This window comes from Rhodoluna limnophila, assembly GCF_005845365.1.
Lineage (GTDB): Bacteria > Actinomycetota > Actinomycetes > Actinomycetales > Microbacteriaceae > Rhodoluna > Rhodoluna limnophila.
Genome location: NZ_CP040509.1, coordinates 1,051,218 through 1,067,060, shown reverse-complemented (window position 1 = coordinate 1,067,060; position 15,843 = coordinate 1,051,218). Strand labels below are relative to the sequence as shown.

Annotated in this window: 15 protein-coding genes; 10 read left to right on the top strand and 5 right to left on the bottom strand. The window is 53.5% G+C overall.

The genetic code is table 11. From position 1 onward, the window contains the following. Positions 1-50: 50 nt before the first annotated feature. The 6 genes from FFA38_RS05260 (at position 51) to pstB (ending at position 7,085) form a co-directional block, all read left to right on the top strand. Positions 51-1,706 carry a glycerol-3-phosphate dehydrogenase/oxidase gene (locus tag FFA38_RS05260; RefSeq protein WP_138315759.1) on the top strand — a complete coding sequence of 552 codons (1,656 nt, stop codon included), beginning with the start codon at positions 51-53 and terminating at the stop codon, positions 1,704-1,706. After that, positions 1,703-3,217 (top strand): glycerol kinase GlpK, encoded by a 1,515-nt coding sequence (gene glpK / locus FFA38_RS05255; protein WP_138315758.1) that lies wholly within the window; start codon positions 1,703-1,705, stop codon positions 3,215-3,217. The genes FFA38_RS05260 and glpK overlap by 4 nt, the downstream gene beginning before the upstream one ends. Before the next feature lie 107 nt (positions 3,218-3,324). After that, the gene (gene pstS / locus FFA38_RS05250; protein ID WP_419247547.1) at positions 3,325-4,398 is read left to right on the top strand and encodes a phosphate ABC transporter substrate-binding protein PstS; all 1,074 of its coding nucleotides are present in this window, start codon (positions 3,325-3,327) and stop codon (positions 4,396-4,398) included. Between the two features lie 106 nt (positions 4,399-4,504). Then, complete coding sequence (gene pstC, locus FFA38_RS05245) at positions 4,505-5,422, top strand: phosphate ABC transporter permease subunit PstC (RefSeq protein ID WP_138275734.1); 918 nt, start codon at positions 4,505-4,507, stop codon at positions 5,420-5,422. Next, a complete protein-coding gene (gene pstA, locus FFA38_RS05240; protein ID WP_138315756.1) occupies positions 5,422-6,297 on the top strand; it encodes a phosphate ABC transporter permease PstA in 876 nt (291 codons plus the stop codon). The genes pstC and pstA overlap by 1 nt, the downstream gene beginning before the upstream one ends. An 8-nt stretch (positions 6,298-6,305) precedes the next feature. Continuing rightward, complete coding sequence (pstB, locus tag FFA38_RS05235) at positions 6,306-7,085, top strand: phosphate ABC transporter ATP-binding protein PstB (RefSeq protein WP_138315755.1); 780 nt, start codon at positions 6,306-6,308, stop codon at positions 7,083-7,085. Between the two features lie 8 nt (positions 7,086-7,093). On the opposite strand, the gene FFA38_RS05230 is transcribed toward pstB, so the two are convergent. From FFA38_RS05230 to FFA38_RS05215, 4 genes are read right to left on the bottom strand one after another with little or no spacing between them, the layout of a single operon-like run. After that, positions 7,094-7,984, bottom strand: coding sequence for a DMT family transporter (locus FFA38_RS05230; RefSeq protein ID WP_138315754.1), 891 nt, complete (start codon positions 7,982-7,984; stop codon positions 7,094-7,096). Positions 7,985-7,993: 9 nt separating this feature from the next. Continuing rightward, entirely contained in the window at positions 7,994-8,974 is a 981-nt protein-coding gene (locus FFA38_RS05225) for an NUDIX hydrolase (RefSeq protein WP_172956012.1), read from the bottom strand. After that, on the bottom strand, positions 8,974-11,103 hold the full coding sequence (locus tag FFA38_RS05220) for an RNA degradosome polyphosphate kinase (RefSeq protein ID WP_138315752.1): 2,130 nt from the start codon (positions 11,101-11,103) through the stop codon (positions 8,974-8,976). Before FFA38_RS05220 ends, FFA38_RS05225 begins: the two co-directional genes overlap by 1 nt. Positions 11,104-11,138: 35 nt before the next feature. Beyond that, positions 11,139-11,825, bottom strand: coding sequence for a response regulator transcription factor (locus FFA38_RS05215; protein ID WP_138275728.1), 687 nt, complete (start codon positions 11,823-11,825; stop codon positions 11,139-11,141). A 67-nt stretch (positions 11,826-11,892) separates the two neighbouring features. Between FFA38_RS05215 and FFA38_RS05210 the strand changes: the two genes are divergently transcribed. The 4 genes from FFA38_RS05210 (at position 11,893) to FFA38_RS05195 (ending at position 15,005) form a co-directional block, all read left to right on the top strand. Then, complete coding sequence (locus FFA38_RS05210; RefSeq protein ID WP_138275727.1) at positions 11,893-12,156, top strand: hypothetical protein; 264 nt, start codon at positions 11,893-11,895, stop codon at positions 12,154-12,156. Between the two features lie 120 nt (positions 12,157-12,276). Continuing rightward, on the top strand, positions 12,277-12,882 hold the full coding sequence (locus FFA38_RS05205; protein WP_138275726.1) for a heme-binding beta-barrel domain-containing protein: 606 nt from the start codon (positions 12,277-12,279) through the stop codon (positions 12,880-12,882). 36 nt (positions 12,883-12,918) lie between these two features. Next, entirely contained in the window at positions 12,919-13,923 is a 1,005-nt protein-coding gene (ygfZ, locus tag FFA38_RS05200) for a CAF17-like 4Fe-4S cluster assembly/insertion protein YgfZ (protein WP_138315751.1), read from the top strand. Further along, positions 13,923-15,005: an FUSC family protein gene (locus FFA38_RS05195; RefSeq protein ID WP_138315750.1), complete on the top strand. Its 1,083-nt coding sequence runs from the start codon at positions 13,923-13,925 to the stop codon at positions 15,003-15,005. Before ygfZ ends, FFA38_RS05195 begins: the two co-directional genes overlap by 1 nt. Here the strand turns inward: FFA38_RS05195 and FFA38_RS05190 are convergent. After that, positions 15,002-15,799, bottom strand: a complete 798-nt coding sequence (locus tag FFA38_RS05190; protein ID WP_138315749.1) for a class I SAM-dependent methyltransferase — start codon at positions 15,797-15,799, stop codon at positions 15,002-15,004. The genes FFA38_RS05195 and FFA38_RS05190 overlap by 4 nt on opposite strands. Positions 15,800-15,843 lie beyond the last annotated feature (44 nt).

Genomic DNA, 15,843 nt, shown 5'->3' with positions numbered 1-15,843 from the left:
TAACAAGCCGCAATCGGTCTGGGTTCAAGTTTTTAGGGTTGAATAGCACTATGCGACCAAACGTTTCCGCTCTGATGGCAGACAACCACGCCCAAGTGCTAATCATCGGTGGTGGCATCAACGGTTTGGCAACCTTTAGAGACCTCAGCTTGCAGGGCGTCAAGGTAGCCCTTGTCGAGCGCAATGACTTTGCCTCAGGGGCATCAGCAGCTAGTTCGCACATGATCCACGGCGGTATTCGGTACCTCGAAAATGGCGAGTTCCGACTGGTTCGCGAGTCGGTAACCGAGCGGAATGGACTGCTCAAGATCGCACCGCACTATGTCAAGCCACTGCAGACTACGATTCCAATCTTCACCACATTTTCGGGCATTCTTGCAGCGCCGATGCGGTTTTTGACTCACAAGCAGAGCAAACCAACCCAGCGCGGTGCTCTCCTGATTAAGCTCGGGCTGAGCATTTACGACTCGTTTTCAAGCGGCGGTGGCACCGTCCCACCGCATAGATTCCTCGGTCGCAAAAAGTCATTGCAAGAGTTGCCCGCGCTAGACCCAACAGTCAAATACACTGCTACTTACTTTGATGCTTCGGTTCACGAACCTGAGCGCCTAGCCCTTGATGTTTTGCTTGATGGCTTGGGTGAGGGTGCCCATGCCCGAGCTGCCAATTACGTTGAGGCGGTTGGTGTCTCTGCCAATCGAGTCGTGCTCAAGGACCGTGAAACCGGAACTAGTTTTGAGTTTTCTGCCGATTTGGTCATCAACGCCTCGGGTCCGTGGACGGACCTGACAAACCAAGCGCTGGGTGAGGCTTCGCAGTTTATGGGCGGAACCAAAGGCTCCCACATCGTGCTTGACCACCCAGAATTGCTGGCAGCTTGCGATGGCCGCGAGATGTTCTTCGAAAATGCCGATGGCCGCATTGTTTTGATTTACCCGCTAAAGGGTCGGGTGCTGGTTGGAACCAGTGATCTAGAGGCTGACATCAACGAACCGGCCGTTTGCACCGAAGAAGAAATTGACTATTTCTTTGGCTTAATTGGTGAGGTATTTCCGAACATTCGGGTTCATCGCAGCCAGATTGTTTATAAGTATTCGGGCGTCCGCCCGCTACCTCGCCACGAAGACACTGCTCCGGGGTTTGTCTCACGCGATTACCGAATCGTGGAGGGCGTCCTGCCTGGCACTGAGACACCATTATTGAGTCTGGTCGGCGGCAAATGGACAACTTTCAGGGCCCTGGCTGAGCACCTGGCCAAGGAGGCACTGGCTGCACTCGGGCTTGATCGCCGAATTTCGACCAAGAATTTGGCCATTGGTGGAGCCAAGGATTTCCCTAAAAATGACAAGGCCCGTGATGTATGGCTTGCCGAGCACGCCACCTTGGTTGGCCAAGACCGGGCGTTGCTCTTGCTGGAGCGCTATGGCATGCGAGCGGCAGAGGTAATCGAGTTTTTGAGCGCTATTGGCGACTCCCCCTTCAAGTCCACCGACAAACTTTCGACCGGTGAGTTGCGGTACATCGTTGAAAAAGAAATGGCCGTGCGCCTAGTCGACATCTTGATGCGCCGAACCAGCCTTGCTTTTACCGGTGAGGCCACCGATGCGGTAATTGCTGAGGTTGCTACTGAGATGCAGCAATTACTTGGATGGTCTGAGCCGCGCACGCAGGCAGAAATAGCCAAGGCTCAGCGGAGCCTGTCATGAGAAATTTTGTTTTGGCTGTAGACCAAGGCACCACCAGCACGAGGGCAATAATCTTCAATCACGACGGCGAAAAGGTTGCTTCGAGTCAAAAAGAGCACGAGCAGATTTTTCCGCAACCAGGTTGGGTGGAGCATAATCCAGATGAGATTTGGGCCAACACCCAATATGTGATCTCTGGAGCTTTGCGCGAGGCGGGCCTTGGTGCTGCGGATATCGCAGCGGTCGGCATCACGAATCAGCGTGAGACAGCAATGGTCTGGGATGCCACGACTGGCGAGCCCATCTACAACGCTATTGTTTGGCAAGACACCCGCACCCAGGACATCGTCGATCGGCTAGCTGGCGAATCGGGGGTAGACCGATACAAATCAAGCCTCGGATTACCGCTAGCCACCTATTTTTCGGCTACCAAAATTATCTGGATTCTAGAAAATGTACCGGGCGCTAGAGAAAAGGCTGACGCTGGCCAGCTGCGTTTTGGAACCATGGACAGTTGGTTGCTTTGGAATCTAACCGGTGGCCTAGATGGCGGCCTGCACCTGACCGACGTTACCAACGCATCGCGCACTCTGTTGATGGATCTCCAAACCTTGAGTTGGCGCGCTGACCTGCTCCAAGAATTCGGCATCCCGATCTCAATGCTTCCGCGCATTGTGAGCTCATCAGAAATTTACGGTGCCGTAGCTAGCGAATCGGAATTGGCCGGCGTTCCGATCGCCGGCATTCTTGGCGATCAGCAGGCTGCAACGTTTGGGCAGGCAGCTTTTGACGCAGGGGAGTCAAAGAACACCTACGGAACCGGCAACTTTTTGATGTTTCAAACCGGCGAGCAAATCGTACAGAGCAAGAATGGGCTGCTCACCACGGTTGGCTTCAAGTTGGGTGATGCCCCAGCGCACTACGCTCTAGAGGGCTCAATCGCGGTAACCGGATCGCTGATCCAGTGGCTCAGAGACAACCTTGGTCTTTTTGCCTCTTCTGCTGAGGTTGAGGAACTAGCAAAAACCGTGCCTGATAACGGCGGTGCCTATTTTGTTCCGGCATTCTCGGGCCTGTTCGCGCCTTATTGGCGCTCGGATGCTCGCGGGGCGCTGGTCGGTCTGACGAGATTCGTCAATCGTGGACACATTGCTCGGGCCGCACTTGAAGCGGCCGCGTACCAAACTCGCGATGTTCTAGATGCCGTCAATGCCGATGCTGGGGTCAAGCTAACCCAGCTAAAGGTTGACGGCGGTATGACGGCAAATGAAACCCTGATGCAATTTCAGGCTGACATTCTTGGCGTTCCGGTGGTCCGCCCGGTAGTCACCGAAACCACGGCCCTGGGTGCTGCCTACGTTGCGGGATTGGCCGTTGGTTTCTGGTCCGGGCTAGCAGAGCTTCGAGCAAACTGGCACGAAGATCGGCGTTGGAACCCGACGATGCCATCTGCCCAAGTGGAAAAGTACTACCGTGACTGGCAGAAAGCTGTCACTAAGACCCTCGACTGGGTCGAATCAGACGCAATTTGAAAAATGAATGATTTGTACACCTTTTGTTAACCAAACAAACTGCCTCAATTAACCTTGGCTTTTTACCCTATTCATGTACTCACATGAAAGGGAATACACACTAAATGATCAAGAAATCAGCACTGAAGATTGCAGGCCTTGCAATCGCTGGAACTATTGCTCTCACCGGCTGTGCCGCAAATGAAGGCGCAACCAACGGTGACTCTCTAAGCGGCACCCTAAATGGTGCTGGTTCATCTGCAATGGGTAGTGCTCAGGAAGCCTGGATTGCGGCTTTCCAGACTGCCAACGGCGCAGTCACCATCAACTACGACCCAACCGGTTCAGGTGCTGGTCGCGAATCATTTATCTCTGGTGCAGTCAACTTCGCCGGCTCTGACTCTTACCTAAAAGACGAAGAATTGGCTCTAACCTTTGCTGCCTGTGCTCCTGGAACCACTCCTTTCGAGGTTCCGGTTTACATTTCTCCTATCGCCGTTATCTTCAACGTTGAGGGCGTGACTGACTTGAACCTTGATGCAGCAACAATTGCTGGAATCTTCAAGGGCGACATCACCAAGTGGAACGACGCAGCAATCGTTGCTCTCAACCCAGAGGCAAACCTGCCGGCAGCTAACATCACTGCGGTTCACCGTTCAGATGATTCAGGTACCACCAAAAACTTCTCTGACTACCTAAGCAAGACCGCAGAGTCAATCTGGGATGGCGAAGTTAGCGACGTATTCCCTTACCAGTCAGGTGAGGGTGCCAAGGGTACCTCGGGTGTTGTTGATGCTGTAACTAACGGAACCAACACCATCGGTTACGCAGACGCTTCAAAGGCTGGCTCGCTTTCAATCGCCAAGCTAAAGGTTGGCGAAGAATTTGTAGCGCTAAGCAACGAGTCAGCTGCAGCAATTGTTGATGCGTCACCTGCAGTTGAGGGCCGCGATGCAACTGACCTTGCAATCAAGATTGACCGTGCAACTACTGCAGCAGGCGCTTACCCGCTAGTTCTAGTTAGCTACCTAATCGGTTGCAACGAGTACGCAGACCCAACCGTGGGTGCATTGGTAAAGGCTTACGCCTCATACCTAGTTAGCACCGAGGGCCAGGCACACGCTGCAGCCTCAGCTGGCTCAGCACCACTGAGTGCCGCTCTAACCGCAAAGGTTACCGCTGTAGTTTCAGCAATCAAGTAAGTAGTGCGGGGGTGCCTGCTTGGGGCGTAGTCTTAAGCAGGCACCTTTGTTTTACAGGTTAATTTCCACCGATTTCAGCTTCGTGATTCAGGTAAACAGGAGTGAGATGAAGACCAAAATCCGTTTGGCAGACCGTATATTCAGCGGTCTAACCATCTGGTCAGGTTCTGTGATCCTTGCAGCGCTGGCTGCGGTAGCAATATTTTTGATGGTTCAGGCATGGCCTGCACTGATTGCTAACCCGGCAGATCTCCCAAACGCCGAAAATGGCTTCTTGGCCTACGTGGTGCCATTCGTATTCGGAACTATTTTCTCCGCTCTAATTGCTTTGGCAATTGCAACTCCACTCGCCATCGGCATCGGCCTATTTATCTCTCACTATGCGCCAAGAAAACTGGCCCAAAGCCTCGGTTACGTAATCGACCTTTTGGCCGCTATTCCATCGGTGGTCTTTGGGCTCTGGGGTATTCAAGTTTTGGCTCCAGCAGTTCAGCCGGCCTATGTTTGGCTCAACGAAAATCTAGGATTCTTGCCTATTTTTACCGGCCAGGTGTCCGGTACCGGCCGAACAATTCTTACGGTGTCAATTGTGCTTGCCATCATGATTTTGCCGATTATGAGTGCCATGGCTCGAGAGATATTCCTCCAGACCCCAAAACTGCACGAAGAGGCAGCACTGGCTTTGGGTGCAACCAAATGGGAGATGATCCGGATGGCCGTTTTGCCATTTGGGCGCCCAGGTTTGATTTCGGCAGCAATGCTTGGCCTAGGTCGAGCACTCGGTGAAACCATGGCGGTGGCAATGGTTCTCTCACCGGCTGCCGTTATTTCATTTGCCCTGCTTACCTCAACCAACTCAAATACCATCGCGGCAAATATTGCCCTGAACTTTCCAGAGGCAAGCGGCCTGGGTGTGAACCTACTAATTGCTTCTGGCCTAGTCCTGTTTGCTATCACCTTGGTGGTAAACATGTCAGCCAGAGCCATTGTTAATCGTCGCCGCGAGTTCTCAGGAGCAAACTAATGCGATTCTTGACCCTTGCAAAGCGTCGCCACCTGAAGAACCGTCTTGCCACGGTTGCCATCTTCGCGGCTTTTGGTGTCGCCATCCTTCCTCTCATCTCGCTGCTATTTACCGCGGTCTCTCAAGGGGCTGCGCGCTTCGACCTAGATTTCTTCACACTCTCGATGCGCAATGTTGTGGGTGCTGGTGGAGGTGCGCTGCACGCCATCATTGGTACGGTCGAAATCACGTTGCTGGCAACGCTCATTTCGGTTCCGATCGGTTTGCTCACCGCAATTTACTTGGTTGAATATGGGCGGGGCCGCCTGGCCCGTGCTGTCACTGTATTCGTTGACGTAATGACTGGTATTCCGTCGATTGTTGCCGGCCTATTTGCGTTTGCCCTATTTGCGATCGCGTTTGGCCCTGGTGTACGAATGGGCTTTGCCGGAGCAGTTGCACTTAGCTTGCTGATGACTCCAGTGGTAATCAGGTCTGCTGAAGAAATGCTGAAACTGGTCCCTAACGAACTTCGCGAGGCTTCCTACGCACTAGGTGTTCCGAAGTGGCTAACCGTCATGAAGGTCGTGTTGCCTAGCTCGTCTGCCGGAATCATCACCGGAATCATGATTGCCATCTCGCGCGTAATCGGTGAAACAGCGCCCCTGCTAATCGTTGCCGGTTTTACCCAGAGCATGAACTACAACCCGTTCTACGAACGAATGATGACTCTGCCTGTGTTTGTTTACTCGTCTTACTCAAGCCAGGGTGCCGATGCCCAGGCGTACATTGATCGTGCTTGGGCCGGAGCCCTAGTTTTGATTGTTTTGGTGCTTGCCCTAAACCTTGGGGCCCGGGCGCTTTCCGCTTATTTCAACCGCAAGCTATCTCGATAGGGAATCAAATGGCCAAGAGAATCGAAATCAAAGACCTCAACGTCTACTACGGCAGCTTTCTTGCTGTTGAAGGCGTGAATCTTGATATTGAACCAAAGAGTGTGACCGCGTTCATCGGTCCATCTGGCTGCGGAAAGTCAACTTTGCTCCGGACTCTAAACCGCATGCATGAGGTAATTCCGGGTGCTTCAGCCAAGGGTCAAGTTCTAATTGACGGTAAGGACCTCTATGGAGCCGGCGTGGACCCAGTTTTGGTTCGACGTGAAGTAGGCATGGTCTTCCAGCGCCCGAACCCGTTCCCAACCATGTCGATTCGTGACAACGTTCTCGCCGGATTTAAATTGAACAACGAGAAACAGTCAAAGTCAGCTGCCGAAGAACTTGTCGAAAAATCACTGCGCAGCGCTAACTTGTGGAACGAAGTAAAGGACCGTCTGGACCGACCTGGTGCCGGACTATCAGGTGGCCAGCAGCAGCGCCTTTGCATCGCCCGCGCAATTGCGGTTGAACCACAGGTTCTCTTGATGGATGAGCCGACTTCAGCCCTTGACCCAATTTCTACGCAGGCCATCGAAGACCTCGTTCTTGAGCTAAAAGACAGCTACACGATTGTGATTGTGACTCACAACATGCAGCAGGCCAGCCGCATTTCAGACAAAACTGCCTTCTTCAACATCGCGGCCACTGGGGCACCGGGCAAGTTGATTGAGTTCGACAAGACCGAGGTGATCTTCAGTAACCCTAGCGAGAAAATGACCGAGGACTACATCTCAGGGCGCTTCGGGTAATCCAGCGACTAGTGCACAAGAGGTTCGAGCAGAACCTCCGGCTCATCCTTGTTCTTTGAAGGCCATTCAACAATTAGCATCGCGGCGGTCATCAGCGCTCCACCGATGAGAGTCTTGAGCCCAAGCTCTTCTTGACCTACTGCAACCGCGATAATTGCGGTCCATGCCACCTCTCCGGTCAGCAGAATTGCAACGCGTGAGGCGTCCATAATCGATTGCGCCCAAGTTTGAACCAAGAAGGCCAGCGCGGTGGCGAAAATCGCAGTGAACAGCACGGCAAACCAGCCGGCACCGTCAACCGGAGCCTGATAGCCATCTGTGGCCAGGGCACCAACCCAACTCATGGCGGCAACCGTTAGAAGCTGAAGTACGGTCAAGGCGTACACGTCCTTGCCTGGGCTGAGTTTGCTAAGGCCAATAATGTGCGCGGCAAATAGGGCGGCACACAGCATTACCCATAGTTCGCCAACACCGATGGAGAACCCGTTGATTGAGATGAGCGCAAGTGCGCCGGTGGCAAGAATCACGCCCCAAACCAGGCGCTTGTTGACCTTAGAGCGGTAAAGTAACCAACCAAAAATTGGCACCAAAACCACGTAAAGCCCGGTGATAAAGCCGGTGATGGCAGCTGATGCCAGCTCAAGACCGATGGTTTGGGTGAAGTAGGCAACGGCAAGGAGGGCACCGAGCAGCACTCCGTGTTTAACAGTGGTCTTGTCAAAAGCCAGCAAAACCTTTGGCTTGAAAACAATCAGGACTGCCGCCGCGATGGTAAATCTGATCGCTAGAAAATCATAAAAAGGCTGATCGGCAATGGCGTCTTTCATCAGCACAAATGCGGCACCCCATGAAACGGCAACACTAATAAGGGCAAGTGCTGCCCATGAGGTTTTCTTCATCGTGACAGTCTAAGCGACGGCCGATTCGATGGTTGAGTCCACCGGCGGCTGGGCGGTGTAACGCTCAACCGAGACCACCTTGCGCTTTTTTCCGGGCACCAATTTAGTCATATGAATTACAACAAATTCGGCCGGTTTGAGGTCGCGAGCGTTCAGAATGCGCTTGGACAACTTTTCGTCGGCAAACTCTGCAAGAGTATTCAAAATGGTTGGCAGGGCTGGGCGATGTGAGCAAATAATGCTCGGTCGGCCATCTTCGATAATGTCGTGGACCACATTTTGAGTCCGCTTTGGGCCCTTTTTATTGCCTAATTCGCTCAGCTGAGAACGTTCAATAATTTTCAGGTTTCGCGCGTTTGCATATGGCGCGACAGTGCTCACACAACGCAGCCAAGGGCTGGTGATAACGCGCTTGATTCCAAAAGCTGCCAGAGCCGGGATTAGTTTTTCGGCTTGCTCCGAACCTGCCGGCAGCAGAGGGCGACTACCGTCGTCCTTAGGTTTGCCACCGTACCAATCGGTGCGCAGCGTTGCCTTTGCGTGGCGTAAAACCAGAATTGGTTTGGTGTGCAAAAGGCCAGCTTCGTGCTGTTTTAGAAATACTTCAAGCACGTCTCGGTCAAACTGGTAGGTCAGTAAGCTCATGACTTCGCTCGGTGGCATCCAGTCAACCTTGGCAACCTCTTCAGACGGCTCAAAGGTTGATTTGGCCAGGGCAGAATCCGTTACCCTTGCTGCCCAATAATGGACTTCTTTTGGCGCGCCAGATGGAACGGTGTAGTTAACAACTTTTAGATGTTGACCGAGTTTCACGCTAAGGCCGGTCTCTTCTTTGATCTCGCGAACTGCGGTTTCAAGCAGTGACTCGCCTGGGTCAACTTTGCCTTTTGGCCAGCTCCAGTCATTGTGGCGTGACCTGTGAATCACTGCGACCGAAAGTTTGCCCTCTACCTCACGCCAAAGAACGGCGCCTGCTGCAAAAATCGTCACTAGACGCGCGACTTTCGCTTTGAATAGACATCCGCCATGATGTGGTCCTGAACATCGGTGAGTGGAGTGCCCTCGAGGGTGTACTGGTGGCGGGACCATTTGCCGTTGGCGCCAAGGTGCCAAGATGCCGAGTTGTCATCCATCGCCAAATCAAAGAAGCTGTTGAGCTCTTTGATGTGGTCAGGCTGAGAAATTCGTACCAAGGCCTCGACGCGGCGGTCAAGGTTTCGGTGCATCATGTCGGCTGATCCGATGAACAATGCTGGGTCGCCCCCGCCATTGAAACCAAAAATACGCGAGTGCTCAAGGTATCGGCCCAGCACAGATCTAACGGTGATGTTTTCGCTGAGGCCTGGTACGCCTGGTCGCAAGGCACACATTCCACGCACCAGAACCTCAACCTTTACGCCGGCATTCGAGGCTTTGTATAGCGCATCGATAATTTCTTCGTCCACCAAAGAGTTGACCTTGACTCGGATGCGAGCATCGTGCCCAGCCGCCTTGAAATCAATCTCACGTTGGATGCGCTCGAGCAGACCCTGACGCACACCGTTCGGAGAAACCAAAAGCGACTTGAACTGTGAGTCAGGTGCATAGCCGGAAAGTTGGTTGAACAACTTGGTGAGGTCTTCGCCGACTGAATCCCGCGAGGTGAATAGACCGTAGTCCTCGTAAAAACGGGCGGTTTTTGGGTTGTAGTTTCCGGTGCCAACGTGGCAGTAGCGCTTGAGCTGGTTGCCTTCTTGGCGAATCACCAGTGCAAGCTTGCAGTGGGTCTTGAGGCCAACGATTCCATAAACCACGTGAACACCGGCTTGCTCTAGTTTGCGTGCCCAGGCAATGTTGTTTTGCTCATCAAATCTGGCCTTGATCTCGACTAGCGCCAAGACCTGCTTACCGGCTTCTGCTGCATCAATCAACGCGTCAACAATTGGTGAGTCACCCGAGGTGCGGTAAAGGGTTTGCTTGATAGCTAGCACCTTAGGGTCGGCTGCTGCCTGCTCGACGAAAGCTTGGACCGAGGTTGAGAACGACTCGTATGGGTGGTGAACCAAAATATCCCGCTGGCGCATAGCCGCAAAAATACTTACATCTTTGTCCTCAACCGGCTGCAAGAACCGGTTGGTGATCACCGGGTGAGGTGGGTAGTGCAGGTCGGCTCGCTTCAGCGATGCAATCTCAAAAAGACCGGTCAGGTCAAGCGGAGACGGTAGGTGGTAAACATCTTCATCTGAGATATCAAGTTCGCGAATCAGTAGCTCGAGAACCTGAGGGTTGATGTCGTTGGCCACCTCGAGTCGAACCGGTGGGCCAAAGCGGCGGCGCAAAAGTTCTTTCTCAAGGGCAACCAATAGGTTCTCGCCCTCGTCCTCGTCAACCTCAAGGTCTTCATTTCGAGTAACCCTAAAGGTGTGCTGCTGAAGAACATCCATACCCGGAAAAAGCAGACCCATAAATTCACCGATGATGTCCTCGAGCGGCACAAATCGTGCATCGGTGACACCGGTGTTGCCCGGGATGCGCACAAAGCGTGGAAGTAGCGGCGGGACCTTCACGCGGGCAAAGTGCTCCTTGCCGTTGTCAGGGTTGCGTACTACGACCGCTAGGTTCAGCGAAAGACCAGAAATGTAAGGGAATGGGTGGGCTGGGTCAACGGCAAGCGGGGTCAGCACCGGAAAAATCTGGTTCTGGAAATAATCGTGGAGTGAAGATTTTTCAGCCTCATCGAGGGCAGCCCAGCGGACAATCCGGATGCCCTTTTCGCGCATGGCTGGCTTGATGGTGTCGATAAATAGGCTTGCGTGGCGGCTTTGCAGCAGGTGTGCCTCGCGGCTAATTTCACTCAGTACATCCTGAGGAGAAAGCCCTGAGCTAGAGGTCACAGCAAGCCCAGTTGCAATTCTTCGCTTTAGGCCGGCAACTCGAACCATGAAGAATTCATCGAGGTTAGAGGCAAAAATTGCCAGAAAGTTAACCCGCTCAAGCAGGTGCAGGTTTGGGTCTTCGGCAAGTTCCAGCACGCGCTGGTTAAATGCCAGCCAGCTCAGCTCGCGGTCTAAAAAGCGGTCCGCACGCAGTTCGGTGCCTAGGTCAGGAACAGCAATGGCCATGGTTTCTTCAGAAGACATACTCTTTATCCTGCCACGGTTGGGTAAAGAGAGAGTTAACGAATGCTTGAAGACATTGCGTCCGAGTCTTCAGGCAAATTGAATCGGTAACCAACATTTCGAACGGTTCCGATGAGCGCCTCAAGATCTCCGAGTTTGGCGCGCAGGCGCCGAATGTGAACATCCACGGTTCGGGTACCACCAAAGTAGTCGTAACCCCAAACTTCGCTCAGCAATTGTTCACGGGTAAAAACGCGGCCCGGGTGCTGAGCCAAAAAGCGCAGCAATTCAAATTCTTTATAAGTAAGGTCCAATGGTCGACCGTGAACCTTGGCCGAGTAGTTGCCCTCATCGATGACCACACCAGAGGCATGGATCTTGTCAACCTTTTCGGTCTGGGTCTGGCGGCCAATTGCAAGTCGAATTCGGGCATCGATTTCGCCTGGGCCGGCGCTCTCAAGAATGATGTCGGTCGCGGCCCACTCAGCGGTCACCGCTGCAAGGCCACCTTCGGTAACTACCAAAATAAGTGGAGCGCTGATCCCGGTGGTTTGCAAGATTTTTGAGAGAGACTTTGCGCTGGCAAGGTCGCGGCGAGCGTCGAGAAAAATTAGGTCGTGGCCGGGAGCGTTAACTAGGTTTGCTGGCTCAGCCGCAATTTGGCGAACTCGATGACTTAGAAACCCAAGGGCAGGCAAAATCTCGGATTCGGCTGACGCCGACAAAACCAAGATTTGAGCCATGTCTCTCTCCATTTCCCAACCCCAAGTCTAGACCTTTACTTGCAAGTGAATAGGGCATGATTGTTTTGTGAAATCTAACTGGACTGAAATTCTGCTCATCTGGCTTGCCGTTGCCGGCCTGACAGTGATTTCACTGCTGCAGCCGCAGCTCGACAACAATCAGATTGAGGCGCGCTTTGGGGCCATATTGGCGGGATCGATTGCGACTGTATCGCTGGTTCAATTGTTCCGGGCTCAAGCTGAAGGCTTCGTGCGAAGGTTGGTTTACGTTGGCGGCGGAAGTTATCTGATTCTTGCGGCGGCAACCCTGTACTTAGCAGTCAGGGGTTAGACTTTTATTATGATTCTTGCTCTAGAAATCTTCTTCACGGGCCTCCTTGTTTTGGCCTCACTTGCCATTGCTGGCGTGTCTGCACTTGTGCTGTACAAGCTGTTCAAGGGGCAAAAGTAGTTGTTCGTTCTTCCAGAGGGTCTTCCGCTGGAGCTCACACCATTTGCCTTTTTGGTGGGCAAGTGGGAGGGTACCGGCGTAATTAGCTACAAGCTAAACGAGTCTGACGAGACCCCGGTTGAATACGAATTCAAGCAGCGCGTGGAGTTTGCCCACGATGGCTCCAATGCCATGACCTACGTATCGTCGGCTGAACTTATCGATGAATCGGGCACAATTTTGCCCAGCGAAATTGGCTATTGGCGCATGGCACGCCCGTCCGAAAGTGCCGATCACGGTCCTGGCTTGATGGTCGGAACCGGTGACAAATCACTAAAAACTCACGAGGACCTCGAGAAGCTTCGAAACAAAGAGGGAGGCTTCGACATCCAGGTGTCAATGCTTCACCCAGGCGGCGCTGCCGAGCTCTACAACGGAAAAATCAAAGGCGCTCGAGTCGACCTAGCCTCGGCAAGCGGAATCGCATTTGAAGGCTCAAAGACTTACCGTCACTCAACCCGTCTTTACGGCCTAGTCGAAAACGCCTTGCTTTGGGTGTGGGAGATTGCTTTGCCAGGTGCCGACCTCAAGCCACACGCCTCGGCACGCCTTGAACGCGTAGGTTAAATTTTGATTCCAGCTGCTTTTCATTTTTCGAATCCGATGATTGAGCAGCGCGAGCTTGCTGATGGTAAAGCGGCAACCTTCCTTGGTCCACGCGGAGTCATTTCTGTGTCTGGGCCAGATCGGCTGACTTGGCTGCACAGCTTGCTAAGCCAAAACCTGAAGAATCTCGAACCGGGCCAATCGGCCGAGGCATTGCTGCTGGACCCACATGGGCACATCGAGCACGTAATCCATTTCATCGATGACGGCCAAACCTCGTGGCTGATTGTCGAGGCAGAATCTCGCGAGCCGTTGCTGAGCTGGCTGAACAAAATGGTCTTCCGCATGCAGGTTGTTATTGCAGATAGAAGTGAAGATTACGCACTGGTTGGCCACATGGTTAGTCCCGTGGATGGGGTTGCCACTTCAAACGGCATCCCGTTGGCTTGGCAGGACCCTTGGCCGGGTGTGGTCTCCGGTGGCGTTCGGTATGCTCTGACCTGGCCGGCAAAATGGCCATGGTTTGAGTGCCTGGTTGAGGTCCAAGACCTAGAAGCTACCTTGTCGAAATACGGTCAAGCCGGCACCATGGCGTTTGATGCCCTTCGGGTAGCGGCTCACCGCCCGCGCCAGTTGACTGAGGTAGATGAAAAGTCTTTGCCGCATGAATATGACTGGATGTCAACGGCTGTCCATCTTTCTAAAGGCTGTTATCGGGGTCAAGAAACCGTGGCCAAAGTGCATAACCTCGGCCACCCGCCTCGACGCCTAGCGTTTTTGCACCTCGATGGGTCAGGGCACGCTCTTCCAGAATCAGGCGATGAAGTCTTTATTGGCGATGCAGAATCGGCGCGCGGCAAAATTACCATCGCGGTAAATCACTATGAAATGGGGCCAATTGCTCTGGCAATCCTGAGCCGCTCTGTCCCTGAAGATGCCGCTTTGATCGTGCGTTCATCAACCGGGCCAATCTCTGCCAGCCAAGAGGTAATTGTTCCGGCATCGGCCGGCAAGGCCGCGAATTTGCCTAAGCGCAACCTGCTAATGGGTGGCAAACACTAATGACTATCAGGGCGCCCAAAATCAATTGGACCCTTCGCACGGCAGTCCAGCGGGTACTCGAATCGCTACCGCCAATTACCCAGATAGTTGCCGCGGCAACTACGGCCTACCTGTTCGCATATTTTGTTCTCGGCCACCAGAATCCGATTTTTGCGGTCACTGTAAGCATCGCAGCCTTAGGTTTTACGCGAGATGCCCGACTAAGACGAGTTTTTGAGACCGCATTGGGAATGGTCGTAGGAATTGCCCTTAGCGAGGTCTTCGTTTTGACTCTGGGTAAGGGCGCCTGGCAAATGGCAATCGTGCTTTTTGTAGCCCTAGTGTCGGCTCGGTTCCTTTCAGGCACAGCAGCTTTTTCGTTGACCGTTGGAATCCAGGCGATGCTGGTTCAAATCATGCCGGATCCCGACGGGGGCGCCTTTGTTCGCAGCCTCGATGGTCTTTTGGGTGGTGTCACCGCATTAGTTTTCACGGCCTTCATTCCGAGAGACCCAATCGGCATGGCGTCTAAGGATGCGGGCAAACTTTTTGCAGTTTTCCTTGACGCAGTGGACGCGCTCGCCGCGGCGGTTAAGAATGTCGATGTCAAGGTCGTCGATGCCGCGTTGGTTAGGGTTCGCCGATCGCAGCCACTGGTCGATAACTGGCGCATGAGCCTCGATAGCGCGGTCTCGATTTCTCGAATTTCACCATTGCTGCGCAAGCATCGCGGCGAACTCTCAGATCAGATGCGCCTAATGCGTGGCATGGATTTAGCGACTCGAAATTTGCGCGTTGTTGTTCGCCGCGTTGACTTTTTGATTCGAGATGGAGTCCCGCGGCCTTACCTATCCGACCTATTCGAGCAGATCTCAGCCGCAACCGCGGTATTGGCTAAAGGTCTTGAGGGGCCAGACGCTCTCGAGGACGCGCAAAAGATGTTCCTCGAAATCATTCACCAGCTTGATCCAAAGCGCTTTGGTATTGCCGATCAGCTTCGAGAGGCAAGTGTTCTCCTGCTGCTTAGGCCGCTGCTGATTGACTTGCTCTGTGCCAGTGGAATGGCAGAGGATGCCGCTCGGGCAGAGCTGCCCGAGGTTTAGTAACCCTCTGGTGCTACTGCTGACCAATCGATGGTCAGCTCACCAAGGCGACGACGCTTTTTATCGGTGTGTATTTGCCACCCTTGAGTTTCGAGGGTTTGGCAGGTTGCCAGCCAGCGCTGTGCTGGGCTAAACGCGCTCAGGCCTGCATTTATTAGCCAAGCTCGATCAAGCGCTTGTAAGAAGTCATGAATTTTTTCACCCGGAAGGTTGTGGTGAATCAAAGCTTTAGGCAAGCGTTCGGCAACCTTGCTGGGCAATTCAAGGCCTTGCAGGCGCAAGGAAATAGTGAAAGTCAGCGGGCCGTTGGAATCCAAAGTCACCCATGATGCCAGCCTCCCGATCTCATCGCAGGTGCCTTCTACCAGGCGACCGATAGTGCTGAGCCGAGACGCCATCAACTGCCAAGCGGCCCGAACCTCAGACTCGTCATACTGCCTAAGAACATTGAAGGCCCGAATCACATCAGCCTTTTGACTGAGCTCGGGCGGTAAAGGTGTCTCGAACCCGCCATGGGTAAAGTGCAGGTGGCTGTGGGCAACTGCCAAACCGCGTTCCACGCGCTCTCGGTCAATTTCGATGCCGACGACATGGGCATTTGAGTTGACCTTGGTTAGGCGGGCAAGCAGCTCAATCGCAGTGATTGGGCTGGCCCCGAAACCTAAGTCCACGACAATCGGGGCAGCGGTTTCTCGAAGAAGCGGCATGGCTGCGATGAATCGGTCAATTCGTCGCAGGCGATTTGGGTTGGTTGTTCCCCGGGTAATTGTGCCTATCGGCTTCTTTGTTGCCACGGATTCAAACTTAGTCGAGGCTCGGTAAACACTAAACTTGGACC